This is a genomic window from Billgrantia ethanolica (assembly GCF_021404305.1).
In the GTDB taxonomy this organism is placed as follows: Bacteria; Pseudomonadota; Gammaproteobacteria; order Pseudomonadales; family Halomonadaceae; genus Halomonas; species Halomonas ethanolica.
Genome location: NZ_JABFTX010000002.1, coordinates 827,678 through 849,023, shown reverse-complemented (window position 1 = coordinate 849,023; position 21,346 = coordinate 827,678). Strand labels below are relative to the sequence as shown.

Genomic DNA, 21,346 nt, shown 5'->3' with positions numbered 1-21,346 from the left:
TTCGTCACCGTGACCGTTGCCATCTTCGTCGGCCTGTGGCTCACACGCTGACATGGGCCTATACGAACTCTTTTTCGCCACCCTGGAGATCACCCTGCCGGTCTTCGCCATGGTCTTCATCGGCCTGGGCCTGAAGCGCCTGGGCTGGATCGATCAGGCCTTCATCTCCACCGCCTCGAGCCTGGTGTTCAAAGCCACCATGCCGACGCTGATCTTCCTCAGCATCATTCGCGCCGACCTGGATACCACGCTCAATCCCGCCATGCTGGCCTTCTTCGCCCTGGCCACGCTGGGCAGCTTCCTGCTCTCCTGGGGCTGGGCCATTCTGCGCGTGCCCTATGCCGACCGCGGCGTCTACGTGCAGGGCGCTTTTCGCGGCAACTGCGGCATCGTCGGCCTGGCGCTGGCGGCCGGCATGTACGGCGACTACGGACTTTCCGCCGGCGGCCTGCTGCTCGGCGTGGTGATCCTGACCTACAACGCCTTCTCGGTCATCGTGCTGGCCACCTATCAGGAAGGCAAGAGCGCCGACTGGCGCAGCATCGCCAGCCATATCGCCCGCAATCCGCTGATCCTTGCCGTGGTCGCCGCCATCCCAGTGGCAGCGCTGGAGCTGCGCCTGCCCGGCTGGGCGATGACATCGGGACAGTACTTCGCCTCGCTGACGCTGCCCCTGGCGCTGATCTGCATCGGCGCCACCCTGTCGCTGGGTTCGATCAGGGCCTCGGGCAGCCTGGCCATGGGCGCCAGTCTGATGAAGATGATCACCCTGCCCGTGATCGCGATTCTCGCCGCCTGGCTGGTCGGCTTCGAGGGGCGTGAACTGGGCGTACTGTTCCTGTTCTTCGCCAGCCCGACGGCAGCCGCGGCCTTCGTCATGACCAAGGCGATGGGCGGCAATGCGGCCCTCTCGGCCAACATCATCGCCCTGACCACGCTGATGGCCAGCGTGACCATTACCTTGGGGGTATTTGCCCTGAAAGTAATCGGCTGGATCTAGCTATGTCTGAAAACTACCTGACTCAGAAGACGTCGTGAGGTGCCATGAAGCGCAGCAGCCGGGCACACCCCGCCGCCCACACCTCGCTCTCGAGCTCGGCCACGGCAGCGGTGGGGAAAGCGAGGCCGCGGTCGGAGCGCCCCTCCACCAGTTGCCCGGTGAGCAGCCCGACCAGCGGCATATGGCTAACCAGCACGATGGGCCGGTCATCGCTCGCGTCCAGCAGCCAGTCGCACACGGCGCCGGGCGAGTCGTCGGGAGTGATAATGGGGAGTTCCACGGCATCGATGCCAAGCGCCCCGGCGACGTGAGCCGCGGTCTGTCGGGCGCGCCGGTAGGGACTGCTGAAGAGCCGGGCGCCTTCCAGCGACTGCCGCGCGAGCCACTCGGCCATGCGCCCGGCCTCGGCGTGGCCACGGACGGTCAGCTCGCGCTCACTGTCCAGCCGGCCCGGGCCGGCTTCGCCATGACGCATGACATAGAGACGCGACGTCATGGTTTCTCCTCGCCCGCTTCGACGCGCCGATGGGCCTGCTGCACGGCCTCACGCGGCAGCACGAACTCCACGTCACTGCTCTGCTCGCCACGCATCAGCATGCGCGCCATCTCCCGCGCAGGCACGCCTTCGAACAGCACCTGATAAAGCCCCTCGGCCAGCGGCATGTAGACACCGTCGGCCTGCGCCTTGTCGCGTACCAGGCGGATGGTGTTGACCCCCTCGGCGACCTGCCCCAGCGCCTCAACCGCCTCGTCCAGGTTCTTGCCCTGGCCCAGCGCGTAGCCCACACGATAGTTGCGCGAGAGCTGCGAGGAGCAGGTCACGATCAGATCACCCACCCCGGCCAGCCCCAGAAAGGTCATGGGGTTGGCGCCTAGGCTGACGGCGAAACGCCCCATCTCGGCCAGCGCCCGGGTCATCAGCATGCTGCGGGTGTTCTCGCCCATGCCCAGCGCCGCGGCCATGCCCGCGGCGATGGCATAGATGTTCTTCAGCGAGCCGCCCAGCTCCACACCGTAGCGGTCATTGCTGGCATAGACGCGAAAGTAGTCGCAGCTCAGCGCCTGCTGAACGCGAGTGCGGGTTAGCGCATCGTCGCTGGCTACCACGGTGGCGGTGAGCTGCTTCTGGGCGATCTCGGTGGCAAGGTTCGGCCCGGATATCACGCCGATATGGGCAAAGCCAGTCTCCTCCTCGAGGATCTGGCTCATCAGCTTGAAGCCTTCCTCCTGGATTCCCTTGGTGGTGCTGACCAGGATCTGGTCGGCGTTAAGCCAGGGCCGCGCCTGCCGCACCACGTCGCGAAAGGCCTTGGAGGGAATCGCCACCAGCACCAGCTCGGCCCCTTCGAGCACGGCCTGCATGTCGCTCGAGGCGCGCACCGCCGGATTGATGGCGTATTCCGGCAGGTAGCGTGAATTGCGATGCTCCCGATTAATCTGCTCCGCAAGCTGCGGGTCTCGCAGCCATTGGCACACCCTGGCCCCGTTGTCGGCGGCGATGCTCGCCAGCGCGGTACCGAAGCTGCCGCCCCCCAGAACTGCTACCCGCATGGGTTCGTCTGCCATGTCTGCCCCGCGAAATCGGTAAAAGAATCGGATCAAATTGCCCTGAGTGTAACGAAGAATGCCCCCTTTCGGAGGCATTCATACCAACGTTCGGTGCGGGACGACACTCCCGCGACCGACTCAGTCGATCAGCGACAGGAGGGAGTCGATGCTCTCCCGGGCGTCGCCGTAGAACATCCGCGTATTCTCCTTGTAGAACAGCGGGTTCTCGATGCCGGAGTAGCCGGTACCCTGGCCCCGCTTGCAGACGAATACCACGCTGGACTTCCACACCTCGAGTACCGGCATGCCGGCGATCGGGCTGTTGGGGTCGTCCTGGGCCGCCGGGTTGACGATGTCGTTGGAGCCGATGACGATCACCACGTCGGTCTTGGGGAAGTCGTCGTTGATCTCGTCCATCTCCAGCACGATGTCGTAGGGGACCCGCGCCTCGGCCAGTAGCACGTTCATGTGGCCCGGCAGACGCCCGGCCACCGGATGGATGGCGAAACGCACCTCCTTGCCGGCGGCACGCAGCTTGCGCACCAGCTCGCTCACGGCGTTCTGAGCCTGAGCCACGGCCATGCCGTAACCCGGCACGATGACCACGCTGTCGGCGTTGTTGAGCGTGCTCGCCACGCCCGCGGCGTCGATGGCCACCTGCTCGCCCTCGATCTCGGCGGCCGGGCCCTGGGTACCGCCGAAGCCGCCCAGGATGACGCTGACGAAGTTGCGGTTCATCGCCTTGCACATGATGTACGAGAGAATCGCACCCGAGGAGCCCACCAGCGCGCCGGTGACGATCAGCAGGTCGTTGGAGAGCGTGAAGCCGATGGCCGCCGCCGCCCAGCCGGAGTAGCTGTTGAGCATCGACACCACCACCGGCATGTCGGCGCCGCCGATGCCCATGATCAAGTGCCAGCCGATGAAGAACGACAGCGCCGCGAGCAGCAACAGCGTCCAGAAACCGGCCCCGTTGAGGTAGAGCACTGCCAGCAGCAGACAGATCGCCGCAGCGCCGGCGTTGAGCAGATGGCCGCCGGGAAGCTTCTGCGGCTTGCCGTCGACCTTGCCGGCCAGCTTGCCGAAGGCGATCACCGAGCCGGTGAAGGTCACCGCGCCGATGAAGATGGCGAAAACCACCTCCAACTGCAGGAAGGTCAACTCGTCCGGCGCCTTGGTCGCCACCAGGGCGGCGAAGGCGGAGAACTCCTGATGCGCAGTATCCAGCGCCTGGGCGGCCAGTACCCGGCGCCGCTCGAGATCGGCGTTCCAGGCCACGAACACTGCGGCGAGGCCGACGAAGCTGTGCAGTGCCGCCACCAGCTGCGGCATCTCGGTCATGGCCACCTGCTTGGCCACCTTCCAGCCGATCACCGAGCCGATCACGATCATCGGTATCATCAGCCAGTAGTTGCCGATGCCGGGGCCGAAGGCGGTGAACAGCACCGCCACCGCCATGCCGACGATGCCGTACCATACCGCCCGCTTGGCCTTCTCCTGGTTGCTCAGCCCACCCAGGGAGAGCACGAAAAGTACACTTGCCGCTATCGCTGCAGCGGAAACAAAACCTTGTCCTAGCATGTTCGTCACTCCGCCGCTCAGGATTTCTGGAACATGGCGAGCATCCGGCGTGTCACCAGGAAGCCGCCCACGATGTTGATGGTGGCGATCAATACCGAGATCGCCGCCAGAAGCACCACGATCCAGTTACCCGAGCCGATCTGCAGCACGGCACCGAGCACGATGATGCCGGAGATGGCGTTGGTCACCGCCATCAGTGGCGTATGCAGGGAGTGGCTGACGTTCCAGATCACCTGGAAACCGACGAAGCAGGCCAGCACGAAGACGATGAAGTGCTGCATGAACGAGGCCGGGGCGATCTGCCCGAGCAGCAGCATCAGCGCCCCGCCGATGCCGAGCAGCGTGACCTGACGCTTGGTCTGCTCTTTGAAGGTGGCAAGCTCCGCCGCGCGCTTCTCCTCGGGCGTGGGCTCCTTGACCTTCTCCTTGGGCTTGGCCGCGGCAATCGCCTTGACCTTGGGCGGCGGCGGCGGGAAGGTGATCTCGCCCTGGTGCGTCACGGTGGCGCCGCGAATCACATCGTCTTCCATGTCATGCACGATGGCGCCGTCCTTCTCCGGCGTCAGATCGGTGAGCATGTGACGAATGTTGGTGGCGTAGAGCAGCGACGACTGCGTGGCCATGCGCGACGGGAAATCGGTGTAACCGACGACGGTCACGCCGTTGTCGCTGACCACCTTCTCGTTCGGCACCGTGAGGTCACAGTTGCCGCCCTTCTCGGCGGCCAGGTCGACGATCACCGAACCCGGTTTCATCGCCTTGACCATGTCCTCGAGCCACAGCTTGGGCGCCGGACGACCCGGGATCAGCGCGGTGGTGATGACGATGTCGACCTCGGGGGCCTGCTCACGGAACAGCGCCAGCTGCTTCTCGCGGAACTCGGGACTGGAGGGTGCGGCGTAACCGCCCGTGCCGGAGCCGTCCTGGGCCTCCTCGAAGTCGAGGAACAGGAACTCGGCGCCCATGGACTCGATCTGCTCGGCCACTTCGGGGCGTACGTCGAAGGCGCGCACCACGGCGCCCAGGCTGGTCGCCGTGCCGATGGCGGCAAGGCCGGCCACACCGGCACCGATGACCAGCACCTTGGCCGGCGGCACCTTGCCCGCCGCGGTGACCTGGCCGGTGAAGAAGCGTCCGAAGTTGTTACCCGCCTCGATCACCGCCCGGTAGCCGGCGATGTTGGCCATGGAGGAGAGCGCGTCCATCTTCTGGGCCCGCGAGATCCGCGGCACCATGTCCATGGCGATCACGGTCGCGCCCTTGGCACGACAGCGCTCCAGTAGCGCCTCGTTCTGCGCCGGCCAGAAGAAGCTGATCAGGGTCTGACCCTCGCGCAGCAGGTCGGCTTCCGCCTCGCTCGGCTCGCGCACCTTGATCACCACCTCGGCGTCGCGCCACAGCGCTTCGGCACTCTCCGCCACGTTCACGCCGACGGCCCGGTAGGCCTCGTCGTCGAAGCCGGCGGCAACGCCGGCCCCGGTTTCTATCAAGCACTCGTGTCCAAGCTTCTGTATGAGCTGTGCACTGTCAGGGGTTAGCGCGACGCGCGCTTCTCCCGTGGCGAGCTCCTTGGGTGCACCAATCTTCACGTTGGATCTCCCTTTATGGTTATTGAACTTTCTAGTTAGGCAATCCGACTATTCATACCTGACCTTACTGCAATGCACAACAGCAGTGCCGCCCTTACCTGCCGGTGCATGGGCAATACTATCCAGCTGAAATTGCGAAAAAAAAGCTTGCTGACGCTTACGTCAAGAGTGGGTGAGAAGACACGAATAGATACGAAAAGGCCGCCCGAAAGCGGCCCAAAGTGCTATGTCGGCAACCTATATCAGGCGGTCAACAGCGCATTGAGGCGGCGTACGTAGGCCGCCGGATCGTCGAGGTGGCCGCCTTCGGCGATGATCGCCTGATTGAGCAGCACCAGCGCCAGATCGCCGAAGCGCTCGCCCTCGGCGGCCTCGAGCCGCTCCACTAGGGCATGACTCGGGTTGAGCTCGAGGATCGGCTTGACCTCGGGCATCTTCTGCCCGGCGGCCTCCATGATGCGGCGCATCTGGAAGCCCATCTCGTGCTCAGGCAACACCACACAGGCCGGTGAGTCGGTCAGCCGGTGAGTCACCTTGACCTCCTGCACGGCGTCGCCCAGCGCCTCCTTGACCCGCTTGACCAGCGCCTCCTTGGCCTTGGCGGTCTCCTCCTGAGCCTTCTTCTCATCCTCGCCCTCGATCTCGCCGAGGTCGAGTTCACCCTTGGCCACGTCGACGAAGCGCTTGCCTTCGAACTCGTGCAGGTGGCTCATCAGCCACTCGTCGATGCGATCGTGCAGCAGTAGCACCTCGATGCCCTTCTTGCGGAAGATCTCCAGGTGCGGGCTCGATTTCGCCGCGTTGAAGCCGTCGGCGACGATGTAGTAGATCTTCTCCTGCCCTTCCTGCATGCGAGCGACGTAGTCGGCCAGCGACTGGTCCTGGGTGGCGCTGTCGGTGTGGGTGCTGGAGAAGCGCAGCAGGGCGGCGATCTTCTCGCGGTTGGCGAAGTCCTCCGCCGGGCCCTCCTTGAGCACGCTGCCGAAGACGTTCCAGAAGGTCTGGTAGGCCTCCTTGTCCTTGGCCAGTTTCTTGAGCATGTCCAGTGCACGCTTGGTCAGCGCGCTCTTGATCTTCTCGACCTTGGGATCCTGCTGCAGCAGTTCGCGGGAGACGTTGAGCGACAGCTCACGGGTGTCGAGCACGCCCTTGACGAAGCGCAGGTAGAGCGGCAAGAACTGCTCGGCGTCATCCATGATGAAGACGCGCTGGACGTACAGCTTCACGCCGCGGGAGCCGTCGCGCTCATAGAGGTCGAAAGGCGCGCGCCCCGGCACGTAGAGCAGGCTGGTGTACTCGAGCTTGCCCTCGACCTTGTTGTGGCTCCAGGTCAGCGGATCGCTGAAGTCATGGGCCACGTGCTTGTAGAAGGCCTTGTACTCGTCGTCGGAGATTTCACCCTTGGAGCGCACCCACAGAGCGGTGGCTTCGTTGACGGTCTCCCAGGTGGTGACCTCGCTGCCCTCGATCTCGTTGCCCTCGTCATCCCTGGCAGTCTCCACCTTGGGCATGCGCACCGGCACCTCGATATGGTCGGAGTACTTGCGCACCAGGCTCCTCAGGCGGAAATCGTCGGCGAACTCCTTGGCGTCTTTCTTAAGATGCAGGACGATCTCGGTGCCGTGCACCTCGCGCTCGAGATCGGCCACGGTGAACTCGCCCTCGCCCCTGGAGCGCCACTCGACGCCCTCGGCCTTGTCGCCACCCGCCTTGCGGGTGCGAACCGTGACCTCGTCGGCCACGATGAAGCTGGAGTAGAAACCGACGCCGAACTGACCGATCAGGCGGGCATCCTTCTGCTGCTCGCCGGAGAGCTGCTTGAGGAACTCGGCAGTGCCGCTGCGGGCGATGGTACCCAGGTTCTTGATCACCTCCTCACGGCTCATACCGATACCGTTGTCGCGCACGGTCACGGTACGTGTCTTCTCGTCATGCTCGATCTCGATGCGCAGCTCGCTGTCGCCCTCGTACAGGGCATCGTTGTCCAGCGCGGCATAGCGCAACTTGTCGCAGGCGTCGGCGGCGTTGGAAATCAGCTCGCGCAGGAAGATCTCCCGGTTGGAGTACAGGGAGTGGATCATCAGGTGCAGCAGTTGCTTCACCTCGGTCTGAAAGCCGAGGGTTTCCTCGTGAGCGGTCGTGGACATGGAACGGTTACCTCATCGCTTGATCCCACGGCGGTGCCTGGCGCACCGCCACTACTGAACTGTTCAGCGATATGGGGTCCACATCCCGCTTTTCAAGCGTCGTTGGGTTCCGGTACTCCCAGCACCAGATGCAGACGTGCGGTGGCCACCGGCTGCTCCTCCGCTTCCTGCCAGGCCGTGACCTGAACGTTGGCCAGACGACGCCCCTCGCGCAGCAGCTGGCATCGGGCGTGGGTGGTCACCACTCGGGCGGTACGCAGGTAGTCGATGGAGAAATCGACCACTCGGGGCAGGCGCGGCTCCCTGGCCGAGAGCATCAGGTCGAGGGTGCCCGCGGTTTCCATGAAGGCCGCTACCACGCCGCCATGCAGCGCCGGCAGCAGCACGTTGCCGATGTTGTGCTCACGCGGCTCGAGATGGAAGATCAGGCCGTCGCCGGCAGCGTCCGGCGTTGCCGTGACGCCGATGTAACGGGCATAGGGAAGTCGCTCGAGCCAGGCAGCGACGTCTCCTTCGGCGCGCGTCCTGGCGAGCCAGGCCACGTCGTGAAATCCTTCAGGCATGGTCGTCCTCCCCGAACAGCGCCACAGCGAAACCCGGCGGCGTATTGCGCGGCCCGAGCCGTACGAAGTTGCCGATGCCGCGCGCGATGGGCCGCTGCGGGTCCTGCCACAGCGTCCCTTCGGTGAAGACCATGGCGCCGGTCACGCGCAGTACGCGGGCCTCGGCCATGATCGGCTGACCGGCCAGGGCGGGGCGATAGTGGTCGACCCGCAGATCGAGGGTGGGGCAGACTTCCGGTGACGGCAGCCCGCACAGCACTGCCGAACCGCAAACGGTGTCGAGCAGCATGGTCAGCACACCGCCGTGTACCAGCCCGCGCTCGGTGTCTCCCAGCAGCTCGTCGCGCCAGGGCAGGCGCATGTGCACCCGGGGCGGTGCGACCTCCACCACCTCGAGGCCCAGCTCCCGGGTATGCGGTATCACGTTGACGAAGCGGGACAGGCCGGCTCGCCATCGTTCGGGGCTTCGGCCTGTCGCAGCAGCCCCTACATGCAACTCGTCAGATTTACTCACCCTTCCCCCAACAAGCGTTTGATCCAATTTCGCAGACTAGACGCCGCCCGTTGGCGAGACAAGCGTTCCGATGACGGAACGTGAGCTGTGCTGAACGAGAAAGCGGCCTCACGGTCTACTCAAAACGGCTCCAATGGGCCAGGATACAGAGGTTCGTCACCGCCCTTCCGGAGGCCGTTCAACATGCGCCATTTTTTTCCTTTGCACCGTGCGGCTGCCCTGCTCACCGCAGCGGCCTTGAGCTTTTCCGTTACCGCGCATGCCCAGCCCAGCGACAGCGCCCTGAGCAGCGCTCTCGATGCCGCTCGCAGCCAGCAGTGGGAGCGCATCGATCAGGCCGCCATCAGCGGTCATGTACTGGAAGGCTATGTGGAGTATCACCGCCTGCGTAACCGCCTGCCCCAGGCCGAGCCCGGCCAGATTCTCGATTTCATCGAGCGCCATCAGGACTCGCCCCTCAGCGACTGGATGCGCGGCCAGGCGATCGCTCGCTACGGCGCGGCCGGACGTTTCGGCAGCCTGCTCGCCGTGGCCGATGGCGAGCCCAGCGGTGCCGAACGGCAGTGCTACTACTACACGGCGCTAATCGGCAGCGATCCTCAGGCCGCCGCCGAAGGTGGCCGCCGACTGTGGCACGTGGGCAGCTCCCAACCATCGGCATGCAACACCCTGTTCGACCGCCTGCGCGCCAGCGGCGACATCAGCGAGCCCGATATCTGGGAGCGCAAGATGCTGGCCTGGGAGCAGGGGGAAAGCGGCCTTGTCAGCTATCTGGGTCGTCTGCTGGGCAGCCGCTGGCAGGATGGCATCGACGCCGTGGAGCGCCTGCAGCGCAGCTACGCCGACGTCACCCGCGTGCCCTCCTGCATAGGCCCCGAGTGCCGTGGCAGCGGTCCGCTGTTCGTCTCGGCCATGCACGGCTTCATCCGTGCCGATACCGAAGCCGCCTACGAAGCGTGGCGCAAGATCGCCCCGCACCTGCCGATCGAGGAGCGTCATCGCCACGCCATCGAGGAGGATCTGGCCTTCTACTCGCTGGTGCGTGGCATCGATCACAACATGCACTGGGTCGACGAGGCCCTGCCGCGCATCGCCACCACGCGGGTACTTGAACTGCGTATTCGCCACGCCCTCGCCAAGCGCGACTGGAACGATGTGCTGCGCTGGGTCGATCTCTTGCCGGAAGACGCCCGCGATGCCAGCCGCTGGCAGTACTGGAAGGCCCGCGCTCATGAGCAGCTGGGCGACAGCGAGCGTGCCGAAGTGGCCTATGCCCAGGCCGCCCAGGGACGCAACTTCTTCGGCTTCGCCGCCGCGGATCGCATTGGTCGCCCCTACTCGCTGAACCTGGAGCGCAACAACTTCGACGAGAGCTACCGCCATGAGGTGGCCCGCTGGCCGGCGGTACAGCGCACCGAAGCCCTGCTGCGCATCGGTGAGGATGGGCTGGCCAACAGCGAATGGCTGCATGCGGTGGCCACCGCCTCGCCGCGCGAGGTCAGAGCGCTGGCCGACTATGCCCAACGCCGCGGCTGGCATGCGCGGCTGGTGCAGACCACCATCACTGCCCAACTGTGGGATGCGCTCGACTGGCGTTTCCCCGAAGCTTATCGCGAGCACTTCCTCCACTGGGGACGGCAGACCGGGGTCGACCCCTTCCTGCTGATGGGCATCGCCAGGCGTGAGAGCGCCTACAACCCGGTGGCGCTGTCACCGGCCGGTGCCCGCGGCCTTATGCAGATCATGCCGGGCACCGCCACTCAGCTCAGCCGCCAGCTCGGCATCAGCGACCCGGGGCCCTATGGCGTCCTCGACCCCGAGCTCAACATCCGCCTGGGCAGCACCTATATTCGCGACATGACCAAACGCTACCGTGGCAACCGCCTGGCCGCCGCCGCGGCCTACAATGCCGGCCCCGGCCGGGTGGACCGCTGGCTGCGCGACGCGCCGGAAGAGTTCGACCTGTTCGTCGAAGCGATTCCCTTCCGCGAGACGCGCGACTACGTGCAGGCCGTGCTCTCCTATCGGGTGATTTTCGAGAGCCTGGCCAACGGTGGCAGCAGCGAGGGCGTGTCGATGCTCAGCCAGGCGGAGAAGACGGTGCGCTACGACGCCTCCCTGCTGGCCCGCAACTGAGGCGTCGCGCCAACCCGCACTGGATCAGGCTGGCTGACGTTCCAGCGCCAGCCTGATCCCAAACAGAATCAGCACCGCCCCCGTGGCGCCGTTGAGCGCCTGCGCAAAGAGGCGGCTGCCCAGCCAGCGGCCGGCACTGCCGACCATGAAGACGATGGCGATCTGCCATACGTTGGCGATAACGAAATGCACCCCGGCCAGCCATAGCGACTTGAGCAGCGCCGGATCGGTCGGTGCAATGAACTGCGGCAGGAAGGCCATGTAAAAGACCACGGTCTTGGGGTTGAGCACGTTGGAGAGCAGCCCCTCGCGCAGCGGGCGCCACAGCGGTACGGCCTGGCGCTCGCCCTGCACCGCCCCCAGCGGCAGCCCGATACCACGCCGCGCCGCCATCAGGCCGTTGAGACCCAGCCAGATCAGGTACGCCGCACCGGCCATCTTCAGCGCACTGAATGCCCAGGCCGATTGCAGCAGGATCAGCGAGATACCCAGCGCGGAGATGGTGGCGTGCACGAACAGGCCACAGCAGATGGCGAGGCTGGTAAGCACGCCATCGCGGATGCCCCCGCGGGCGGTATTGCGTATGACCAGCAGGGTATCCACCCCCGGACTCATCGACAGCAAGGTAATGGCGATGAGAAAGGGCCAGAACTGGGCATCCACCATATAAGGACTCCATTAAATATGCCTGTGCAAGGCAATAGATTCTCTGGACGCTAGGATATTTTCTATCTACAGTGGATTGAGCGGCCAGCCAGCCTTGGGCGAGCGACTCACTGCAACTAGCGCTTCCTCACAGTGGCTTCCGCTGCGTAGGCTTGAAAGTGGAAAGACGTGACGCTGTCAGGCGAGCCAAGCATGGCGAGTCATGATGGTACACCCGAAGCGCACATTTTTCTCTTGCCACGCACTTCGGGCCCCGGTAATCCGAGTGCCCAGTACGATCAATCAGTAAGCAAGGAAAATCGACAATGGCAACTGGCACTGTCAAGTGGTTCAACGATACCAAGGGCTACGGCTTCATCTCCCCGGACGACGGCGGTGATGACCTGTTCGCGCACTTCTCCGAAATTCAGGCTGAAGGCTTCAAGACCCTGCAGGACGGTCAGAAGGTGACCTTCGAAGTGACCCAGGGCAAGAAAGGCCTTCAGGCCTCCAACATCCGGCTTGCCAACTGAGGCTCGTCCTCGGCTGGACCTGATGTCTGCCTGACGAAAGGCCCACTCTCTCGAGTGGGCCTTTTTCCTCTTTCCAGCCTGAACCTGGCCGGCTCGGCGCTCAATCCTCGATCTCGAAGCGCGGTGCCTCGCTTTCCGGCTCGCCCCGCTCGGCTTCCTTGAACTGTTCGTCGAGCTGACGACGCGCCTCCTCGAAGCGACGCTCGCTCTCCTCGAGCCAGGCGTCGACATCTGACTGAGTTACCTCGCCGGTGCGCTCCGCCTCGCGCTCGATGTCGGAAGACGTGCGGTCATCGCCGTTTTCCATGGGCTCGAGCCGAGTACTGAAATCGGTGTCGCTCTCTGCGGGTTCCAGGGCAGGTGGGCTCTGCTCCACCTCCTCGAACTGCTGGTCGATCTGTCGCTGGGCCTCCTCGAAGCGACGCTCGGTGTCCTCGATGATGGCATCGATATCGGAGCGCGTCGGCTCCCCGGGTAGTGCACCGCCCTCTTCGAGCGTGTCGACCGGGGACTCCCCCAGGGTCTCGGCGTCGGCGTCGATCTCGCCGTTGGCTTCCAGTTCGGCGGCGTCCTCTTCCGGGACGGCCGGCAGTGAATCGTCCTCGGTCGGCACTTCTTCCTCGGCCGCCGGTGGTGGCGTCTCCGGCTCGTCCTCCGTCACCTCGATGTCAGGCTCGGCCTCGGTGACCGGCTCTTCGGGCTGAGGTGTCGCGTCAGCCTCTTCGCCGTTGTCGCCGCAGCCCGCCAGCCCAAGGGCAAGCGTCAATACCACGGCGGCAGGTATCCAGGGTGTCTTGGCCATCGGCTTTCTCCCATCCATATGAGACCAGCAAAAGGCCCCTATTCCAGCAGAGCCCGACAGCCGCTGCAAGCCGCCGGGTCTTGCCCTCCTGGGCATTGGACAACAACAGCGAGAAACGATCCCTCATCCGTTTCAATTCAAGGTGGCCAGCGGCAGCGGGCACTCCAGCGACCAGGCGACGGCCCGCAGCAGTTCGGCTTCTTCCGGCGCAACATGGCCGTCGTGCATCACGCAGTCGAGCATGGCATCGAGCAAGCGGGCTCTCTCGGTGTCCACCAACTGCCGGCAGCGTGCCAAGGCAGCGTCGAGCGCCACCGGCGACGATGGCTCAGGCCGCAGCGTCAGGGCCATGCCCAACCGTTCGGCTGCCTTGTCGAAGGCCGCCCCCGCCTGATGCCGTTCGGCACTTCCCGCCAGGGCCAGGCTCGACAGCAGCAGCGCCACGGCATCCGCGGCCTGCGTCAACGGCAGACGACGGCCACGCACAGACGCCACCCCCTGACTGCCCACCGTCACCAGCCGGTACAACGCCCACTGCAGGGCGCCCGGGCGATGCTCGGCGGCCATCAGGCGCTCGAGGCATTCGTGGAGTCGTGCATATTGCGCCACCGACAGCTGGCGCAGCATGGGCAGGCAGAGTTCGATCAGCGCCAGTCGCTGACCCGGCCTAACGTCGCGCAGCGGCTGGTCGAGACGCTCTAGCTCCGCCAGCACTTCCGGCATGGCGGCCTCCACCAACGCCTCGCGCTGCCGGGTCCGGCTCTCGGGCTCAACTCCCATCAGAATGCCGTAGATGACGGCGCGTGCCGCATAGGGCTCGTGAACGGCCTGGAGCAGGTGAGGATCGATCTCGGCCAGGGTCCCGCGGGCGCCTTCGAGATCGGTGTCGCGCGGCTCGCCAACTCGCTGTGACACATCCCCGCCTGTGGCAAGGAAGGCGCTGCCTGCAGCTGTCGCAGCAGGCCCCGCCCGCGTTGTCTGCGGCGGTTCAGCAGTCGTATCGTCCAGCGCCTGCCTCGGCTCGGGCAGCTCGCCGTCCCACTCGGGCTCGAGTCGGCGGATGCGGGTCGCCAGTGGCGGATGGGTGGCGGTCAAGCCGCGCAGGCCGGACACACCGCGACTGAAGAAGAGATGGCTGAACTCCTCGGCCTGCGCCGCACGCAGCTCGGAGCCCTGTGTATGCGCCGCCACGCGCTTCAAGGCATCGGCCAGGCCGGCCGGGTTGCGGGTATACTGCACCGCGCTGGCATCGGCGAGAAACTCGCGCTGACGGCTGACCGCCGCCTTGATCAGGTTGCCGCAAAGCGTGCCGATGAAACCCACCAGCATCAGCGCCAGGCCCGCTCCCAGCAGCACGACCTGGGCATTGTTCTGGCGTGAGCCGCGCACCATGCGCCGGGTCGCCGTGCCACGCAGCAACATGCGCCCCACCAGGCCTATCACCAGAACGCCGTAGAGCAGCGCGATCAGGCGCATGTTGAGTCGCATGTCGCCATGCAGCACATGGCTGAACTCATGGGCCACGACCCCCTGCAGCTCGTCCCGCGTGAGGCTCTGAATGGCCCCGCGGGTAACGCCGATGGCGGCATCCTGCGGTGCGTACCCGGCGGCAAAGGCGTTGATGCCCCCTTCTTCGAGCACGTAGACCAGCGGGACCGGCAGCCCCGAGGCGATGGCCATCTCCTCGACCACGTTGAGCAACCGGCGCTCGTCGGGGTCGCGGGTATCGGCATTGATCGGCCTGCCCCCTAGCGCCTCGGCCACCGCCGCACCGCCTGCACGCAGCTGCAGGTGACGCGCCAGGCTGCCCGCCATCACTACCGCCAGAACGCCGAGGGACACGCCACCGAGCAGCAGCGGGTCGAGCGCCAGGGCCAGTGGGTCGGCTCCCGGCTGGCCGCCATCGAGCAGCGCCACTGCCAGTGTCACTACCAGAACCGTGACTGCCACCATGCCGACCACGGCAATCAGCAGGAGGATCACTAACCACAGGGTCAAACGGCGAGCCTGCGCCTGGGCACCGAAGAAATCCATCGCAGTCTGCCGTCAGAAACTGATGCGCGGCGCCGCCTGAATCTCGGCGCTGTCGTCGAACTCCAGCAGCGCCGCATCCTCGCGGTGCCCCAGCGGGCCGGCCAGCAGCACCGGCGGGAAACTCTGCTTATAGGTGTTGTACTGCATGACCGCATCGTTGAAGGCCTGGCGGGCAAAAGCCACGCGGTTCTCGGTGCTGGTCAGAGTCTCCGAGAGCTGGCGCATGTTGTCCGATGCCTTCAGGTCGGGGTAGGCCTCCATCACCACGTTGAGCCGCCCCAGGGCGGCACCCAGAGCACCCTCGGCGCCGGCCAGCTCGGCCATGGCTCCCGGCTCACCCGGCCTTGCCGCCGCCGACTTCAGTCCGGCAAGGGCGGCATTGCGCGCCTCGGTCACGGCGGTCAGGGTGTCGCGCTCGTGAGCCATGTAGGCCTTGGCGGTTTCGACCAGATTGGGAATCAGGTCGTAACGTCGCTTGAGCTGCACCTCGATCTGGGCAAAGGCGTTCTGATAGCGATTCTTCAGCGCTACCAGGCGGTTGTAGATACTGGCCCCGTAGATCACCAGCAGCACCAGTACCACGAGTGTGACGATCACTGTCATGTTCATCCGCTTTCTCCTGTCCGCTGCCGTCGATCACTGCTTGATGTGGATCAATGACGGAGCCTGCATTAGCGCCTGCTAACTGTCATGGGCCGATGGTATAGTGTGGCAGCCGCCCAGGCCAACCGCCTGCAGCATCGCGCCACCAACGCTAGCCGCGCCACCATTGCCCAACCGATATTGCCAGGGAGTCGGTCTTGGTAGAGCAACTCAAGGATTTTCTCCACGCATTGGCCCACGCCCTGCGCAACCTGCTGCCCATCATCATCGTGGTGGTGGCGTTTCAGGCGCTGCTGCTGCGCGAGTGGCCCGAGGGCGGACTGAGCATGGCCCTGGGCCTGTTGATCGTCGCCCTGGGCGTGGCGCTGTTCCTGCGGGGGCTGGAGCTGAGCATCTTTCCGGTGGGCAAGCGGCTCGCCAACCAGTTCACCAAGCGCGGCTCCATGCCTTTGCTGATGCTGTTCGGCTTCGCCTCGGTTTCTCCGCCGTCATTGCCGAGCCCGCCCTGATCGCCGTGGCCGAGCAGGCCGCCATGATCAGCGATGGCCGCATCGATGCCCTGACGCTGCGCCTGATCGTGGCGAGCTCCGTGGGCCTGGTGATGGCGCTGGGGGTGTTCCGGGTGATTCTCGGCCACCCGCTGCACTGGTACATGATCGTCGGCTACGTGGTGGTGGTGCTGGTCACCTTCTTCGCCCCCGAGGAGATCGTCGGCCTGGCCTACGATTCCGGCGGCGTGACCACCAACATCGTCACCGTGCCGCTGATCGCCGCGCTGGGCATCGGCCTTGCCGCCTCGATTCGCGGTCGCAACCCGCTGATCGACGGCTTTGGTCTGGTGGCGCTGGCCGTCATGGTGCCGATGATCAGCGTGCAGCTCTACGGGATTCTGGTCTACGCCGATCCGGGCACCCTGGCCGGCAGCGCCGAGGTGCTGCACGCCGAAGCCGACGTCGCCGCTCCCGCTGGCTGGGTGACGATGATTCTCGACCTGTTCGGTATGCTGCGCGACGTGCTGCCGATCATCCTGGTGATCCTGTTCTTCCAGTACGCCGTGCTGCGCCATCCGCTGGCCAGCCCGCTCAAGGTGGGCGTCGGCTTCGCCCTGGTCATCGTCGGACTCTATGCCTTCGTGGTCGGTCTCAAGCTCGGCCTGTTCCCCATCGGTCAGAGCATGGCCGCCCAGTTGATCGGCTTCGATACTTGGCTGTGGGTCTACCTGTTCGCCTTCTGCATCGGCTTTGCCACCACCATGGCCGAACCGGCACTGATCGCCGTGGGCCAGCAGGCCGAGGCGGCCGCCGCCGGCAAGATTCAGGGTAACGTCATTCGCATTCTGGTCGCCCTAGGCGTGGCGATCGGCATCACCATCGGCGTGCATCGCATCATCAGCGGCGATTCGATTCACCACTACATCATCGGCGGCTACCTGCTGGTGATCCTGCTCACCGCCCTGGCGCCCCGCTACATCGTGGCGCTGGCCTTCGATCTGGGCGGCGTGACCACCTCCGAGGTGACGGTGCCGCTGGTCACCGCCCTGGGGATCGGTCTGGCCGGTCAGATCGAGGGTCGAAACGTGTTGATCGACGGCTTCGGGCTGATCGCCTTCGCCTCGATCTTTCCTATCGTGACCGTCATGAGCTATGCCATCGTGATGGAGAGAGTGGCAAAGCCGGGAGGCAAGACGAGATGAAGTTTTCGCTGTTGGTCGCCATCGTACCGGAAGACCTCGAACAGGAGTGCATCGACGCCGCCACCGAGGCCGGCGCGGTGGGCATGACGCTGATGAACGGACGCGGCATCGGCGGCGAGCGCAAGAAGACCTTCTTCGGCCTGACCTACGAGGGCAGTCAGTGCATCATGCTGCTGACCCTCGAGAAAGGCCTGTCGCTGAAGGTGCTCAAGGCCATCCGCCAGGTGCTCAACCCCACCGGCGAGGATTCACGCGGCCTGGTCATGACGCTACCGGTGGAACACCTGGGCGGTATCGACATGGCGCAGGTCAAACGCTTCGAAGAGCGGCTCAGGCAAGACGTTTGAGCGCAAGATTGACGGAGAGAACGAGATGCTGGTCAAGGACATCATGAACCGCGACGTGGTGACGGTATCCCCCTTCGCCACCCTGCGCGATGCGCTGAGCCTGATGAAGCACCACAACCTGAAGAGTCTGGTGGTGGAGCAGCAGGATCCCCACGATGCCTGGGGGCTGATCACCTACACCAATATCCTCAAGACCATCGTCGCCGAGAACGGCGACATCGACCTGATCAACGTCTACGACGTGTGTGCCAAGCCGGCCATCGGCGTTGGCGAGTCGCTGGACGTGCGCCACGTCGCCAGCCTGATGACCGATAGCGTGGTCAAGCGGGTACTGGTGCTGGACGACAACAAGTTGCTGGGCCTGGTCACGATGGATGATATCGTAGGCACCGTGCTCGACATGATCGAGTAAGCCGAACACGGATCTGCGCATGCAAGAGTTCTTCTCCTGGCTGGGCGAAACCCTGGGCGAGATCATTCGCTTCGTGGTCGACCTGCTGATCGTCTTCTTCTACAACCTGGGCGCCTCCGCCCGGGGCTTCTTCGACGGCCTGGCCTCAGCGCTGGGAATCCCCGCCACGCTGGTCAGCATGGCGGTGCTGCTGCTGGGGCTGTGGCTGCTCTACCTGGCGCTGCGCGCCCTGCTGCGCCGACGCATCGTCGCCACTCTGATCTGGGCGGTGCTGGGTGTGGTGGTGCTGAGCTGGCTGATCTATTAAACCCAGACCGAGTTAAAGTGCCACCCCAGAGGCGGCACTATCTGATACCAGGATAGGCGGAATTCCGTAGCGAGCGAAGATAGGCTGGCCGCCGCCGGAGCGCAGCTGCCGGAGTGTAGCCCGCTACATGAGGACAGCGACGGTCCGACGCCTCGGCACCGCCGGCGGCCAGGATGGCTAGGTTCGTTCCCGACGAACCAACGCACTTCCCACATCCATGTGGGTCGTCGAGCGCAGTAGGAAATTACTCAGGCAAGGGCCTTTTCGATCACCTCATACACATTCGGCGAAAGCTTCTCGGCGCGGATGCGTTCGAGCTCGCCCTTCATCAGCGCCTGGCGCGACTCGTCGAAGCGCTGCCAGCGGGTGAGCGGCGTGACCAACCGCGCGGCGATCTCCGGATTGAGCCGGTTGAGCTCGATCACTACATCGCTCAACAGCCGGTAGCCCTCACCATCGGAACGGTGGAAGTTGATGCGGTTCTGGTTGGCGAAGGCACCGACCAAGGCGCGCACCTTGTTGGGATTCTTCAGCGAGAAGGCCGGATGGGCCATGAGGTGCTTGACCCGATCGAGGGCATCCGGCTGGGGCCGGGTGACCTGAATGGTGAACCACTGATCCATCACCAGCGAATCGTGTGCCCACTTCTCACCAAAGGCGCGCAGCGCGGGAGTGGCCAGATCGTCGCGGCTGCTGTGGGTCAGCAGCGTCAGCGCATGACGCACGTCGGTCATGTTGTGGTCGGCTTCGAACTGCCGGCGCGCCAGTTCGATGGCCTGTTCGTCCTCGATGGCCATCAGGTAGGAGAGCGCCACGTTCTTCAGGCTGCGCCTTGCAATCTGTTCGGGCTCCGGCGCGTAGGGCGCATCGCTCACGTTCTCTTCAAAGACGCGCAGGAAGTCGTCGCGCAGAGTTGCCGCCAGTGACTGCTTGACGAAGTGACGTGCCTCGTGGATCGCTTCCACGTCCACCAGCGGCTGCTGCTCGGCAATGTAGGCCTCGCTCGGCAGCGTTAGCATCTCGGCCAATACCGCCTTGTCGTCGCCGCCGCGCTCCAGCAGGGCACGGAAGGCCTCTACCACGCGCGGATCCATGACCTTCTCCACGCCATTACGATGAGCGGCGATGAGATCATCCAGCGCCAACATCGCCAGGCGCTGTCCGGCATCCCAGCGATTGAAGCCGTCGGAGTCATTGGCCAGCAGGAAGGCCAGATCCTCACGAGCGTAGGGGAAGCGCAGTTGCACCGGCGCCGAGAAGCCGCGCAGCAGCGACGGTATCGGAGCCTCAGAGACGTCGGTGAAGACGTAGGTCTGCTCCTCTTCGCGCAGATGGATCACGCCATCGCTGCCGAGCGACTCGCCGTTCAACGTCAAGGGCAGATCGCGGCCGCTCTTGGTGCCCACCAGACCAAGGCGAACGGGAATGTGCAGCGGCTGCTTTTCCGGTTGCCCAGGCGTCGCCGGCGTGCGCTGACGCAAGGTTAGGCGATACTCGGCGTGGGCGTAGTCGTATTCGCCGTAGGCATCGATCTCCGGCGTACCGGCCTCGGAGTACCAGTGCATGAATTGGGAGAGGTCCTGCCCCGAGGCCTCGGCCATACAGGCGACGAAGTCCTCGATGGTCACGGCCTGGCCGTCGAAGCGCTCGAAGTAGAGGTCGCTGCCGCGGCGGAAGGCCTCCCAGCCGACCAGGTTGCACAGCATGCGCACCACCTCGGCGCCCTTCTCGTAGATGGTCAGGGTGTAGAAGTTGCCGATCTCGATGTAGTGGTCGGGGCGTACCGGGTGCGCCGTGGGTCCGGCATCCTCGGCGAACTGGGCGGTGCGGAAGAAGGCCACGTCCTCGATGCGCTTTACCGGCGCCGAATTGACATCGGCGGAGAAGCACTGATCGCGAAAGACGGTGAAGCCCTCCTTCAACGAGAGCTGGAACCAGTCGCGGCAGGTGACGCGGTTGCCCGACCAGTTGTGGAAGTACTCATGTGCGACGATGCCCTCGACCCGCTGGAAGGTGGCATCGGTGGCGGTATGCGGATGGGTCAGCACCGCCGCTGAGTTGAAGATGTTGAGCCCCTTGTTCTCCATGGCCCCCATGTTGAAGTCGTCGACCGCCACGATCATGAACAGATCGAGATCGTATTCGCGACCATAGGTCTCCTCGTCCCACTGCATGGACCGCTTGAGCGAGGCCATGGCGTGGTCGGTCTTGCCCAGGTTCTCCTCCTCGACCCAGATCTGCAGGGTGACCTCACGCCCGCTCATGGTGGTGAAGCGATCCTCGACCTTTTGCAGGTCACCGGCCACCAGCGCAAACAGGTAGCTGGGCTTGGGGAAGGGGTCGTCCCAAGTGACGAAGTGGCGCCCACCGGGCAGCTCGCCCCGCTCCACCGGATTGCCGTTGGAGAGCAGCACCGGCAGGCTCGCCCGGTCGCCGATCACCGTGGTGGAGAAGGTGGCCATCACGTCGGGGCGATCCGGGTAGTAGGTGATACGGCGGAAGCCCTCGGCCTCGCACTGGGTGCAGTACATGCCATTGGAAAGATAGAGCCCTTCCAGCGCCGTGTTCTCCTTGGGCGCGATTTCGACTTCGGTATCCAGACGGAAACACCGAGGTGGGCGGTGTACGGTCAGCCCACTCTCGCCGAGCGTGTACTCGTCGCCGGCAAGGGGCTGGCCGTCGATGGCGATCGACTTCAGGATCAGTTGCTCACCGTCGAGCTCGAGCGGCTCATCGGCCTCACACTCAGGGTTGCGCTCCAGTTGCAAGCTCGCCTTGACGAGGGTCGCCGCGGGATCGAGCTCGAAGGTCAACCCGACATGGGTCACACGGTAGGCGGGGGGCCGATAGTCGTGGCGATACGTCGGCTTGGGTTCAGACATCGGGAAGACT

Annotated in this window: 19 protein-coding genes and 1 pseudogene; 8 read left to right on the top strand and 12 right to left on the bottom strand. The window is 64.9% G+C overall.

The window, feature by feature from the left end:
- Positions 1-52: 52 nt before the first annotated feature.
- Positions 53-1,000 (top strand): AEC family transporter, encoded by a 948-nt coding sequence (locus HOP53_RS12695; protein WP_086511608.1) that lies wholly within the window; start codon positions 53-55, stop codon positions 998-1,000.
- A 22-nt stretch (positions 1,001-1,022) separates the two neighbouring features.
- On the opposite strand, the gene sixA is transcribed toward HOP53_RS12695, so the two are convergent.
- The 7 genes from sixA to HOP53_RS12660 all read right to left on the bottom strand — a co-directional run bounded on the left by sixA (position 1,023) and on the right by HOP53_RS12660 (position 8,942).
- A complete protein-coding gene (gene sixA, locus HOP53_RS12690) occupies positions 1,023-1,496 on the bottom strand; it encodes a phosphohistidine phosphatase SixA (RefSeq protein WP_234270368.1) in 474 nt (157 codons plus the stop codon).
- The gene (locus HOP53_RS12685) at positions 1,493-2,566 is read right to left on the bottom strand and encodes an NAD(P)H-dependent glycerol-3-phosphate dehydrogenase (protein WP_234270367.1); all 1,074 of its coding nucleotides are present in this window, start codon (positions 2,564-2,566) and stop codon (positions 1,493-1,495) included. The genes sixA and HOP53_RS12685 overlap by 4 nt, the downstream gene beginning before the upstream one ends.
- A gap of 120 nt (positions 2,567-2,686) precedes the next feature.
- On the bottom strand, positions 2,687-4,129 hold the full coding sequence (locus tag HOP53_RS12680; protein ID WP_234270366.1) for an NAD(P)(+) transhydrogenase (Re/Si-specific) subunit beta: 1,443 nt from the start codon (positions 4,127-4,129) through the stop codon (positions 2,687-2,689).
- Between the two features lie 17 nt (positions 4,130-4,146).
- Entirely contained in the window at positions 4,147-5,718 is a 1,572-nt protein-coding gene (locus HOP53_RS12675; RefSeq protein WP_234270365.1) for a Re/Si-specific NAD(P)(+) transhydrogenase subunit alpha, read from the bottom strand.
- A gap of 242 nt (positions 5,719-5,960) precedes the next feature.
- Positions 5,961-7,865, bottom strand: coding sequence for a molecular chaperone HtpG (gene htpG, locus HOP53_RS12670; RefSeq protein ID WP_234270364.1), 1,905 nt, complete (start codon positions 7,863-7,865; stop codon positions 5,961-5,963).
- A gap of 92 nt (positions 7,866-7,957) precedes the next feature.
- Positions 7,958-8,428, bottom strand: coding sequence for a PaaI family thioesterase (locus HOP53_RS12665; RefSeq protein WP_234270363.1), 471 nt, complete (start codon positions 8,426-8,428; stop codon positions 7,958-7,960).
- The gene (locus HOP53_RS12660; RefSeq protein WP_234270362.1) at positions 8,421-8,942 is read right to left on the bottom strand and encodes a PaaI family thioesterase; all 522 of its coding nucleotides are present in this window, start codon (positions 8,940-8,942) and stop codon (positions 8,421-8,423) included. The genes HOP53_RS12665 and HOP53_RS12660 overlap by 8 nt, the downstream gene beginning before the upstream one ends.
- A 183-nt stretch (positions 8,943-9,125) precedes the next feature.
- On the opposite strand from HOP53_RS12660, the gene HOP53_RS12655 reads away from it, so the two are divergent.
- Positions 9,126-11,078, top strand: a complete 1,953-nt coding sequence (locus tag HOP53_RS12655) for a transglycosylase SLT domain-containing protein (RefSeq protein ID WP_234270361.1) — start codon at positions 9,126-9,128, stop codon at positions 11,076-11,078.
- A gap of 24 nt (positions 11,079-11,102) precedes the next feature.
- Here the strand turns inward: HOP53_RS12655 and HOP53_RS12650 are convergent, their stop codons facing one another.
- Positions 11,103-11,744 carry a LysE family translocator gene (locus HOP53_RS12650; RefSeq protein WP_234270360.1) on the bottom strand — a complete coding sequence of 214 codons (642 nt, stop codon included), beginning with the start codon at positions 11,742-11,744 and terminating at the stop codon, positions 11,103-11,105.
- A 305-nt stretch (positions 11,745-12,049) separates the two neighbouring features.
- Here HOP53_RS12650 and HOP53_RS12645 point away from each other — a divergent pair, with 305 nt between their 5' ends.
- Positions 12,050-12,256 carry a cold-shock protein gene (locus tag HOP53_RS12645; RefSeq protein WP_102626783.1) on the top strand — a complete coding sequence of 69 codons (207 nt, stop codon included), beginning with the start codon at positions 12,050-12,052 and terminating at the stop codon, positions 12,254-12,256.
- Positions 12,257-12,356: 100 nt separating this feature from the next.
- On the opposite strand, the gene HOP53_RS12640 is transcribed toward HOP53_RS12645, so the two are convergent.
- The 3 genes from HOP53_RS12640 to HOP53_RS12630 form a co-directional block, all read right to left on the bottom strand.
- Complete coding sequence (locus HOP53_RS12640) at positions 12,357-13,058, bottom strand: hypothetical protein (RefSeq protein ID WP_234270359.1); 702 nt, start codon at positions 13,056-13,058, stop codon at positions 12,357-12,359.
- Positions 13,059-13,190: 132 nt separating this feature from the next.
- Positions 13,191-15,092, bottom strand: a complete 1,902-nt coding sequence (locus tag HOP53_RS12635; protein WP_234270358.1) for a M48 family metallopeptidase — start codon at positions 15,090-15,092, stop codon at positions 13,191-13,193.
- Between the two features lie 12 nt (positions 15,093-15,104).
- The gene (locus tag HOP53_RS12630; protein WP_234270357.1) at positions 15,105-15,701 is read right to left on the bottom strand and encodes a LemA family protein; all 597 of its coding nucleotides are present in this window, start codon (positions 15,699-15,701) and stop codon (positions 15,105-15,107) included.
- A 263-nt stretch (positions 15,702-15,964) separates the two neighbouring features.
- On the opposite strand from HOP53_RS12630, the pseudogene HOP53_RS21720 reads away from it, so the two are divergent.
- The 5 genes and pseudogenes from HOP53_RS21720 to HOP53_RS12605 form a co-directional block, all read left to right on the top strand.
- Positions 15,965-16,527 (top strand): annotated as a pseudogene (locus tag HOP53_RS21720) (DUF1538 domain-containing protein); the annotation flags it as partial.
- A gap of 21 nt (positions 16,528-16,548) precedes the next feature.
- Positions 16,549-17,388 carry a DUF1538 domain-containing protein gene (locus HOP53_RS21665; RefSeq protein ID WP_422677610.1) on the top strand — a complete coding sequence of 280 codons (840 nt, stop codon included), beginning with the start codon at positions 16,549-16,551 and terminating at the stop codon, positions 17,386-17,388.
- A complete protein-coding gene (locus HOP53_RS12615; protein WP_234270356.1) occupies positions 17,385-17,735 on the top strand; it encodes a P-II family nitrogen regulator in 351 nt (116 codons plus the stop codon). The genes HOP53_RS21665 and HOP53_RS12615 overlap by 4 nt, the downstream gene beginning before the upstream one ends.
- A 25-nt stretch (positions 17,736-17,760) precedes the next feature.
- On the top strand, positions 17,761-18,147 hold the full coding sequence (locus tag HOP53_RS12610) for a CBS domain-containing protein (protein ID WP_234270355.1): 387 nt from the start codon (positions 17,761-17,763) through the stop codon (positions 18,145-18,147).
- Between the two features lie 19 nt (positions 18,148-18,166).
- On the top strand, positions 18,167-18,454 hold the full coding sequence (locus HOP53_RS12605; protein ID WP_010627335.1) for a hypothetical protein: 288 nt from the start codon (positions 18,167-18,169) through the stop codon (positions 18,452-18,454).
- 248 nt (positions 18,455-18,702) lie between these two features.
- Here the strand turns inward: HOP53_RS12605 and pepN are convergent, their stop codons facing one another.
- Positions 18,703-21,336 carry an aminopeptidase N gene (pepN, locus tag HOP53_RS12600; protein ID WP_234270354.1) on the bottom strand — a complete coding sequence of 878 codons (2,634 nt, stop codon included), beginning with the start codon at positions 21,334-21,336 and terminating at the stop codon, positions 18,703-18,705.
- Positions 21,337-21,346: the final 10 nt, after the last annotated feature.